The 9793-nt window shown below is 68.8% G+C and carries 9 protein-coding genes; 1 reads left to right on the top strand and 8 read right to left on the bottom strand.

Annotated features, from left to right (window positions below; genetic code table 11):
* The 8 genes from MJD61_10215 to MJD61_10180 all read right to left on the bottom strand — a co-directional run.
* Window positions 1–702 (bottom strand): aminotransferase class I/II-fold pyridoxal phosphate-dependent enzyme (locus MJD61_10215; protein MCG8555644.1); only part of this gene is annotated, 702 nt, incomplete at its 3' end.
* A gap of 33 nt (window positions 703–735) precedes the next feature.
* On the bottom strand, window positions 736–2553 hold the full coding sequence (locus MJD61_10210; protein ID MCG8555643.1) for a hypothetical protein: 1818 nt from the start codon (window positions 2551–2553) through the stop codon (window positions 736–738).
* Between the two features lie 269 nt (window positions 2554–2822).
* Window positions 2823–4022 carry an OmpA family protein gene (locus tag MJD61_10205; GenBank protein MCG8555642.1) on the bottom strand — a complete coding sequence of 400 codons (1200 nt, stop codon included), beginning with the start codon at window positions 4020–4022 and terminating at the stop codon, window positions 2823–2825.
* A complete protein-coding gene (locus MJD61_10200; GenBank protein MCG8555641.1) occupies window positions 4003–4275 on the bottom strand; it encodes a DUF4398 domain-containing protein in 273 nt (90 codons plus the stop codon). Before MJD61_10200 ends, MJD61_10205 begins: the two co-directional genes overlap by 20 nt.
* A 49-nt stretch (window positions 4276–4324) precedes the next feature.
* A complete protein-coding gene (locus MJD61_10195) occupies window positions 4325–4873 on the bottom strand; it encodes a hypothetical protein (GenBank protein ID MCG8555640.1) in 549 nt (182 codons plus the stop codon).
* A 117-nt stretch (window positions 4874–4990) separates the two neighbouring features.
* Window positions 4991–5962: an NAD-dependent epimerase/dehydratase family protein gene (locus MJD61_10190; protein ID MCG8555639.1), complete on the bottom strand. Its 972-nt coding sequence runs from the start codon at window positions 5960–5962 to the stop codon at window positions 4991–4993.
* Window positions 5946–7016 carry a nuclear transport factor 2 family protein gene (locus MJD61_10185; protein ID MCG8555638.1) on the bottom strand — a complete coding sequence of 357 codons (1071 nt, stop codon included), beginning with the start codon at window positions 7014–7016 and terminating at the stop codon, window positions 5946–5948. The genes MJD61_10190 and MJD61_10185 overlap by 17 nt, the downstream gene beginning before the upstream one ends.
* Before the next feature lie 274 nt (window positions 7017–7290).
* Window positions 7291–8235, bottom strand: a complete 945-nt coding sequence (locus tag MJD61_10180; protein MCG8555637.1) for a hypothetical protein — start codon at window positions 8233–8235, stop codon at window positions 7291–7293.
* Between the two features lie 282 nt (window positions 8236–8517).
* Between MJD61_10180 and MJD61_10175 the strand changes: the two genes are divergently transcribed.
* A partial coding sequence (locus tag MJD61_10175; GenBank protein ID MCG8555636.1) for a hypothetical protein occupies window positions 8518–9793 on the top strand: 1276 nt, incomplete at its 3' end.

Here is a 9793-nt window from a genome sequence, read left to right as displayed (position 1 = left end):
GGCGCTCACGAAGCTACAGTCGCCGAACACGGACAATGCGTAGAGTTCGTCAAAAACGACATGCAGACCCTTGGCCTCGGCCCAGTCCAGGATCCGGGTGAGCTCGCGCTGGCTGTGGACCCTGCCCAGCGGGTTGTCCGGACTGGTAAGCAGCAGGGCTCGGAGCGGCCGTTCGGCGGTCTCGTAGGCTTGCTCCAAGTTTTCGATTCGGAGCTGAAACTGCGTCTCGCGCCGGGTGTGCACGGGCACGATCTGCAAGCTGTCGCGGGTCTCGAGGTCCGCCCAGAACCCCGCGTAGCTCGGCGTGGGTACCAAGACGCCGTCGCCCGCATCGGCGATGGCGTAGAACACCAGCTCGAGCACGCTGCCCGCCCCGGCCAGCACGGCGATCTGCTCGGGCAACACGGATCGTCTGAAGACGCGCTCCGCAAGGAAGGCGGCGAGTGTGCGGCGGAATTCGAGGTTCCCGACCATCGCGTCGTAGCCGAGGCGCTGCGCGGGCATGGCGCCGACCTGGCCGAGTCGCGAGGCCAGCAGCTCAGTCACTTGCTTGTTCTCGGCGATGCACAGCGCGATGTACCCGTCAGGCCGCGCCTGGGCGTCCCATGCCTCCTCCTGGCGTGCGTAGTGCTCGCTAACGTACTCGGGCAGCGGTGGCTCTCTGACCAGGTCAGCGCCGCGCTGCGACAATCCAGACGCCATCGCGTGCTCTTCCTTCTCCGGGCAGCCGGCACACTAGAACGTGAGCTCGAGCCCCGCGGTAGCATCGACCACGAGCATGAAAGCGGGAAGCTGCAGGTCGAGCTCCGGGGTGAAGTGTAACGCAAACGCAGAGCCAAGCCGGTAGCGAGCGGAAAAGCCGGTATGCAAGCCGAACATTCCCGAGATCGCGAAGGGTGTTTGTGCATTGCCCCTGGACGTTGGTGCCCGGGCTTGGATCTGGCCGCCGGTGGCACCGAAAAACGTCGAGAACAGGAGGCCCGTGGGCCGGGACCGACTGAGCAAGTACTCGAGCCGCCCGCCCGCCAGCATGTTGGCCATGGTCCCTCGACCGGCCTCGAGCTGCAGCCGCACGATCCCCTCCAAGGCCACGCGATCGGACAGCCACACGCCCAGTGCGGCACGCATGGCCAACACGGCGACAAAGCCGGGTGTGTTGACGCGCACACAATAGCGCGACGGATACCGGAGGCCGGGATTGGCGTCACCGGAGGCTGTCTGTACGCCGTCAGCAGGGCATTCCGAGGAAGCATAAGGCGTCAGGCTGCCTCCTGGTGTCCCCACAAAAGAATCGCTGTCTGGCACCCAAGGACTCTCCAGGCCGGCAACGTCCGCAAATCGGGTCTCCACACCGGGACCGGGGGCGACACCCATTCTGTCGGTGGTGAACACGGGGATGGCGGGCAGACCGGTGTTGGCGTCGATCGGCGGCCCGCGGTCCGCGAGCATGCCGGCTTTCATCCACACAGAACCCACCGTCATACCGGCGCGGACGAAGACGCGGCCCGCATTGCCGCTAGCCCGGAGCCGTTCGTCGCTCGCCCTCGGCGCGCACAAGTTATCGCTACAGTAAAGGCCGCCGCGGCAATCTGCATTGCTGGCGCACGCATCTCCCAGCGCGCCCTGACCGGGTCCGCCTCCCTCGCACGCAACCCCGGGAGGACACTCACCACATCCAGTGGGCGGCGGCAGACCCGGGAAGGCCGGAGCCGGCCCGAGGCGCTTGGACACCACCTGCACGCGCAGCGGCTGGTGTTGCGAACCGGCGGAGCCGACCATTTCGCCGTTATCGCCGAAGGCTGCGATGTAGTAGCTCACCCCGGGCTCCCACACGTCCTCGCAAGCGAGCTGGTAGCCGTAACCCCGGCCAATCTTGCGCATCTTCACGCGCTGAAACTCCTTCATATCGGACGACTTGTAGAACAGGAACAGCCGCAGGCTCTCGAGGTCCCCCGCGGAGCCCGTACCGTCCTCGGCGAGCTCGACGTACAGGGGCAACGGAACCTGACTTTCTTGCTCTCGCGGCGGAACGTGCGTGATGATGCCTTGCCCGACACCCTGCCTGTCCGCGCTCGAAGCAGCGGGTTCCGAGCTCTCGGCCGCGGGGTCGACACCCGCGACCACACCCCGCTCGGCCTCCTGCGGTGAAACGAAGTCGGCGCAAGCGCCTGCCTCGATCTCGGCCTTCGCCGTCTCGAAAGCCCTGCTGATGGAAGTCGTGCGGAAGAACCGGTCCAGCTCGATGTCCGGATCCAGGCACAGCGCCTGGATCAGGTAGGGCAGGCCGTTCTCGGCCTCCCTGAGGCCTCCCACGTAGACGATGCCCAGATGCAGGTGAGTGCGAGCCAGGGTGGACGCCTTGACTCCACCCTGGGCCGCGATCCGCAGCGCCTCCTCGAGTGTGGCCCCGGCAAGATTGACTTCGGAGGCCAGGTAGGCCTGGATGGAGCGCTCGTTCAGGTCGGCGACTTGCTTGTCTACGGACTGCGCACGCACCCCGCCGCCGCTGGCCAGCACGCACCAGACGGCGATCAGCCGGCCGATCGCGAGCATCCGCGCCCTGCTCGAGCTAGGCTGCCCATCCAGTGCTGGCGCCGTGCGGCATCGCCGCCGTTCGGTCGCGGCACGGTCGCCGGCGGCAGGCAGGTCGAGGGCAAGCGACGGCCATAGAGGCGCTGCGGGGGCTTGGCCGGGGAATGGACCACCGGCCGGGTGGCTCCGGATCGGTGCACGACCCGGTGGCTTGTGATCGATGCGGACGAACTCCATTGCACTCTACCTCGGAGACGGTCGTGCGGACCCGCCGCAGCAGCGGGAACCAGTCACCTGGCACCCTCGCCCGCAACCACAGCTCGAGCGTCGGTGCGCACGAAGCTGATGCGCCGCGTCGCGGACGGACCGGACACCAGCGCGCGTTGCTCCCCCGTGCGTGTCGCACCATAGGCTCGCGCGGTCAAGCGCGATGGTGCCACTCCGCGATCCACGAGGTAGCGCCGCAGCGCCTCGGCGCGAGCGCGGGACGACTGCAGGCCGCGGGCGCGCGACCCCCTCGAAGGCGCACCCACGACGATTTTCAGACGCAGACGCGGAAAATCGTGCAGCAGGTGCGCCAGCTCGTCCAGTATCGAAAAGGATGCTGGCGCGATCTCCGATCCGGCGCGTACGAAGCGGATGGGCTCTTTGACGAGCACAAAGCGCTTGGTGAGCTGCAAGCGCTTGAAGGCCTGTGCGCAGCCGAATGTCGACGCCGGGCCCGGTACCAGCGGGCAGCGATCGATGTCATCGGGCAGGCCGTCGGCGTCGTTATCCGGATCAGGACACCCGTCGAGGTCGTCCACCCCGTCGAGGTCCTCCAGCTCCAGCGGACACTTGTCGGCTGCATCGGCAACCCCGTCCAGATCGTTGTCTGGATCGGGGCAGCCATCGCCGTCGAGGTAGCCATCCAGGTCCTCGCGCTGAAGCAGGCAGCTGTCCACGCGGTCAACCACGCCATCCGAGTCCGTATCCGCGCGCTCCGGGCAGTCCAGCAGCTCCGGGATGCCCGCGCCTCGCGCGACCGCACCCGGGCAGCGAGCCTGGCCGCGATTGGGGTCCCGAGGCGACACCCTGGAGGCGTCCGCCCCCCGGCGAGCACTGCTGCGGGCACTGCTACGAGCACTGCCGAGCGCGTCGCGACAGGCACGGGTGGCACTCAGCGTGCGCGCCGCTCGCGCGTTGGGCTCCGCAACGCGCAGGTGAGCCTGCGCATCGCCTGCGTTGCCCTGCCGCAGCTCGACCCGGGCAAACGAAGCGTGAGCTCGGGCAACCGCGAGCTCACGCGGCGCGCAACGGTAGGCGCCCTCGAGCTCCGCCTCGCGCAGGATCTGGCGAACGAGGTCGAGCCTTCCCTGGATCCTGGCGCCTTGCCCACATCCAGACGAGACCAGAAACAGCGCCACCAAAAAGGGGCAGATGCGCCGCACGCTCGCGCAGCGAGCACTCGACCAGCAACGAAGCTCTCGGTCAGTGAGGGCGCCGTTCATGGGTGAGCCTCAGGGCCTCTACCGCGTGCCGGTACGCAATTCGCGCAAACTGGAGCGCGTCCTCGTAGGACGCCTCGCTCGCTTCCTGACGCGCCTTTCGCAGGTGCTCGGCGGCTGAGTAAAACTCGTAGGGAGCAAACCGTGGGGCATCGGCTTCGCTCGCTCGCTGCACAGCCCGGCCGGCCCGCTGGGTCTGCACGGTGAAGAGCGCGGGTCCACAACCGGAGCCAACGAGCGGGACGACCGCCAGCACGGCAGCAACAAGTGCCAACCGGACCCGATCCCCGCGCCTCCGAGTCGAGTCAACCGCCATTCGTGCCACGCAGGCGCCAAATCAGAAACGCCGCCCCGGCGAGCAGGATACCCCCCATGACCAGGCCAGCGTGCATCACGGGGCCTCCCAAGTAGCCTGTGGTGCCGAAACCACCGCGATACTGAGCATACGTGCCCACGACGCCTAGCCTTTCCTGAGCGATCAGCCCGACCGCAAGACCGGCGAGCGGCGACGCGACCGCGATCAGCACGCCCGCTCCCGTGCGTTGGGCTCGCGTGAGCTGGGCCCCAACGGCAAACCCGAGCACTCCCAGCGCGAGCTCCAGGAGCAGGCCCGCCAGGGCCAGCGCGGAAGGAACCACGCGCACGTCCACCGCGTAGAGAAGGAACCAATCACCGTGAAAGACATAGAAGTATAGCGATACTGGAACCACCAGCAGCCCTAGAAATAGCGCGTAGGCCCCAAAACTGTCGGTTCGCAGCAGCGCTCGGGGACTCAGTCGAAGCTCCGACGCTGCCGCGAGCGCGGTCCCCGCCCCCACTCCGAACACCAGCAAAGCGAGCGTTGGCAACGGCAAGTTCGCACCTCCTCCGGCTCGCCAGACCATAGCGCGGGGCCGGCAGCAGCCAAACATCGAGCGCCTGGGGCCGCCGGCGCACGACGCTCGCCCCGCAGCGCTCGCCAGCTGCTACCCCTACCGGGGGCTGAAGACGGATCGCACGGTTTCCTCCAGGCTCCGCCTGGCCCGGTAGCCCAGCACCCGCCGTGCCCGCGCATCATCGACCATGCACACGTAGCGAAGATGATCGAGCTCGGGGCGCGGATAGTGGCTGAGCCGGTGGGACCATAGCCTGTCCAACAGGGGTGCGGCGACCGAAGCCGGAAGCGAAACGGGGCGTTTGTCGAGGATTCGCAAGACACGGCCAAGCGGCAGCTCGGCCGGACCGCGCAGGTTGAAGATGCCGCGCAGCCCTGGACGTAGCGCCAGCTCGATCGCGTCCGCCACGTCGCGTTCATGCACGACCTGGACCATGGGATCGAAGCCGAGCAGGGTCCAGGGTCTCGGCAGTCTCAAGTAGTTGCTCGCCGCGTTGTTGATGCGCCCAAGGATATGGCAAGGCCGCAGGATCACCGTCTCGGTCTCGGGGTGCTTCCAGAAAAAGCTCTGCGAGAGTATGTCGACCTCTACCAGGTCCCTGATCTCGCTGAACTCCTGGGCACCAAGCAGCGGCGCCTCCTCGGTGAGGAACTGTGGATTGTCTGGCCTCGGCCCGTACAGACGCGCGCTCGATAGCACGACGAGCTTGGGCACGCGGTACTCGGCCATGTGCTCGACCAGCTTCTGGAAGCCTGCCACATTGAAGCTATGGTGCGAGCGGTTGCTGGCACGCACGTTGTGCAGGGTGCCCAAGTGTACGACCGCGCGGATGCCCCCGGATCGAAACACGTCGCGCGTACGCTTGCGGCGCAGGTCCAGGCGATGGTGCGCCACGTCGCTCGGCCTGTCTTCGAAACGGCGACGGTCGATCCCGACCACCGGCCCGGCGCGGTGCAGCTTGCGGGCGAGCAGCTGCCCGATGCGGCCACAGATGCCCGTGATCAAGACCGCGCCGTCCGCCTGGTCCGGCTCCGTGTTTTCCTGCTTGCCGTTACTGGGCTCTTGCATTCGCTCCTCGTAGCGTAACCGTAACCGTGGACGGGGTCTTCGCCTCAGCGGCTCCCTGGATGCCTCGACGCTTGCGTCGCTGCGGCCACAGCCGGCGCGCGTTCCGCGTGCGCGCAGGTACCGGTGTGCTCAGAAACTGCAGCTCGGCCTCGAGGATCTCCCCGCCCGCGACGACGAAAAGACTGCGTCCCCTCAGGGGTTCGCTGAGAGCCGCGTCCATGTAGTGCCAGTCGGCCAGGTAGCGGCCGTCCCCGGCGGAACGATCGACGCGCAGCAGCCGTAACGCCAGCCAGGGAACCGAGGCGAACGCGCTCGCGTGCCAGCGTCTAACCGCCGCTCTTCCGTCGTGCCGCCTGGGCAGCGCGCTGTCCGGTGCGGCAACGGGCTCGCGCAACGAAGCCGCCGTGGCCAGCAGGCGGGCAATGGCACCGGCGTCTCGACGATTGAAGTGCGCGGCGTAGTGCCGGATAAGCTGCTCATCCCCGAGCAGCGCCGGACCCGTCTTGTGGTACACGAGCCGCGCGTCGAGCCCTCCGCATCGGGCTGCCCCAAGGACATGAAGCTCCAGGGCGCCCTGGCTCAGGCTCAGGTCTGCGAACCGGAGCGGGGCTTGCTCGCCGCCGCAGTGCGCCCCAGGCGGCAGCACGATCTCGGCCTGCTGCTCGAGCACCCAGCCTGCGGGGTCGTCCCGACGGCCTTTGCGTTGCAGCGCGTCGATTGCGGTTCGCGCGCATCCGGTGCTCTCCTGGTCGTACACGAACAGGGCCCCGCCACCGCGAGCCTCGACGCGCAGCTCGCCCAGTCGATCGCGGGCCTCCAGTGCGGGTGAGCCGTCGGCACACTCGCCCCCCGTGAGCAACCACCTGCTGCCGTCGAGCGCCGACCAGCGTCCCAGTTGGGCCTGCCCGGGCGCCGCCAAGACGGCCCGCGGCCCGCCGCCACATGCGCTCATCACGGTCGGCAACCATAGCAGCAGGCTCGCGACCGACAGCCGCCGCACCCGGGTCGAAGGCCATGTTCCCGCCTGTTTCTGAACCGCAAGCCAGCACGTCATGGTCCACCCGACCCCTTGGGGTCCGTCACAGAATACCTGGTCGAGACCGATTCGGAGGTCGATTCGAGGCCGATTCGGAGGCCGATTCCGAAAACCGATGTGCGTGCCCGACGCCGATCGCCGAGAGCCCGGCCCGAAGGCACATCCGCATCGGAATCCGACCACCGGGCTCGGTATCGGCCCTCCGCCGCGGAATCCAGCCGCGGAATCTGGCCTCTCGGCCTCCGCCTCCGAATCGGCCCCCGGGCTCGGCACCGCGATAATCTAGCTAGGGCTAGGGGCAGGCGCGGTTGCAGACCTTCACCCCGCCGCCGCAGCTACGCAGCTTTCCCTGGCAGCGAAGCTGGCAGGGGGAACCTTTACCGCAGCCGCTCATCAGGCAGCTCGCACCCGGCTGGCAGTGAAGCTCGCACACGGACTCGCGGCAGTCGAGCGAGCATTGCGCGTTGCGGCGGCAGGTCTGCTCGCAGCGGCCGACCACGCAGGCCAAGCTGCATTGCGCGCCGGACGCGCAGGTCGACTGGCATTGCTCGGCGCTGCAGGTTTGATTGCATGTGCAGTCCGTCGTGCACACGCCGCAATCGCCACCGGGGCACGCTTTGACACAGTCGCAGGGACCGGGAGTGTAAACACACTGCCTGCCGTTGCAGTGGTCGATCGTGCAGGGATCGCCATCGTCGCAGCGGATCCCGCAGCCTCCGCAGTCGCTGATCGAACCGAGGGAGCGTTCGCAGCCATTGGCGGGCAGGCCGTCGCAGTCCTCGTAGCCCGGCTCGCAGGACACGGTACAATAACCCGCCACGCAGACCCCGCTCGCGTTGGCGGCATCCGGGCAGCGCCCGGAACACGGCAAGCCGCCATCCATGCCGAGCACCTGCACCGGAGGCCGCGCCACGAAGATCTCGCCGCCGCACCGGATGCTGAGGTCGTACACGCCCGGCCGGGGGGGCTCGTCGAGCCGCACGTCGATGTGCGATGGACAGGCCCCCCGCACCGAGCCCGCGAGCGCCCCAAAGCGCACGTCCAGCCGGCGCCGCCGCAGCCGTCCGCCTTCGAGCACGATGTAGCGCTCCAGCGGAATCCCCGAGATCTCGAAGCGGGCGCTCTGCCACTCACGGGCCAGGATCTCGCTCGGGGTGACGGTCACGCTCTCGGTGGGACGGCACGCACCCAGCAAGACAAGCGCGCACCATCCCGCACAGGTCGCGATCCGAACCATCCCGGATACCAAACGGCAGCGCCCGGGCATTTTTGAGCCAGGCCGATCCCGCTTCCCAAGAAGCTCAGGAAGTTCTACACCGTGGCCTCGTGGTGGCAGCATGCCTCGAGTCTGGGACGGGCTTGGCTGGTGCGTCGCGCCGGCTCGTCGAGCGCCGGCGACCCAGGTCCTGCCGGCCCCGGGTCAGCCGCACTGTCAGCCGCACTACGCACCCCTGCCCGGAAGCCGGGCGCCAGCACGGGCCACGCAAGGCAACCGAAGCGAAACAAGGAGACGTACCGCATGCCACGGCAGCACTGTAACTCGATGGGAGCCGCGCCCTGGTTCGCTGCGCTGCTGGCGATCGTACAGGCGGGCGGCTGCGGAACGCCCCATACCGACCCCAACTGCGGCGACGGGGTCCGGGGACCCACCGAAGCCTGCGACCCGGCTGTCGCGGCGGGCCAACCCGGCGCCTGCCCCACGAGCTGCGACGACGGCAACCGCTGCACCGACGATCTCCTCACGGGATCGGCCGATCAGTGCACCGCAGCCTGCCTGTTCCCGCCGAACGGCGCCTGCACGGACAGCTGCGGAGACGGCACCCTGCAGCCCTACGAGCTGTGCGACCCGGCCATCCCCACCGGAGCGCCAGGCGCCTGCCCCACGAGCTGCGACGACCAGAACGCCTGCACCGTGGACACGCTGACCGGCAACCCCATGCAATGCAGCGCAAGCTGCGCGCACAAGCCCATCGACCGGTGTGTCTCGGGCGACGGATGCTGTCCCGCGACCTGCCAGGGCGCCATGGACCGCGACTGCCCTTGCGGCGACGGAATCCTGCAGCCCGATGAGCTGTGCGATCCCGCGATAGCGGCCGGAGCCCCTGGAGCCTGCCCGGTGAGCTGCGACGACGCTCAGGCCTGCACCCTCGACGTGCCCACGGGCAATGCCGCGACCTGCGATGCCGCCTGCGAGCACCGCGCCATCCAGACCTGCCAGCCCGGCGACGGCTGCTGCGGCCCCGGCTGCAGCGTGGCCACCGACCCGGACTGCTCCGCCATGTGCGGCGACGGTGTCCTGCAACCCCCGCGCGAAACCTGCGACCCGATGATCGCCGCGGGGCTCGGCGGGGCCTGCCCCATGAGCTGCGACGACGGCATTGCCTGCACCCAGGACCGGCTGGTGGGCAGCGCCGCCCAGTGCAACGTCGTGTGCGAGCGCCTTGCCATCACCCACTGCCAGCCCGGCGATGGCTGCTGTCCCTCGTCTTGCGGCTTCTACGAAGACAGCGATTGCCCCCCGCCGGCCGGAGGCGTGGGCGTGCCGTGCGCCGCCGACGGCGACTGCCTGCTGCCGGGCGCTGCCCCGGGGCTGCGCTGCTTGACCCAGGAGCAGACCGGCTGGCCGGGAGGCGTGTGCAGCCTGGGCTGCATGGCCCAGGGCGATTGCCCGCAGGCGAGCCGTTGCGTGGGCCTCGCCGAGATGAAGCAGCGCGTGTGCCTGCCGGGCTGCCTGGCCGACGCCGACTGCGAGCGTCCCGGCCACGCGTGCCTGGGCGGCGCCCGGCACGTGTGCG

It is taken from the genome of Pseudomonadota bacterium (assembly GCA_022361155.1).
Taxonomy (GTDB): Bacteria; Myxococcota_A; Polyangia; order Polyangiales; family JAKSBK01; genus JAKSBK01.
This window is presented reverse-complemented; position numbering and strand designations above follow the sequence as displayed.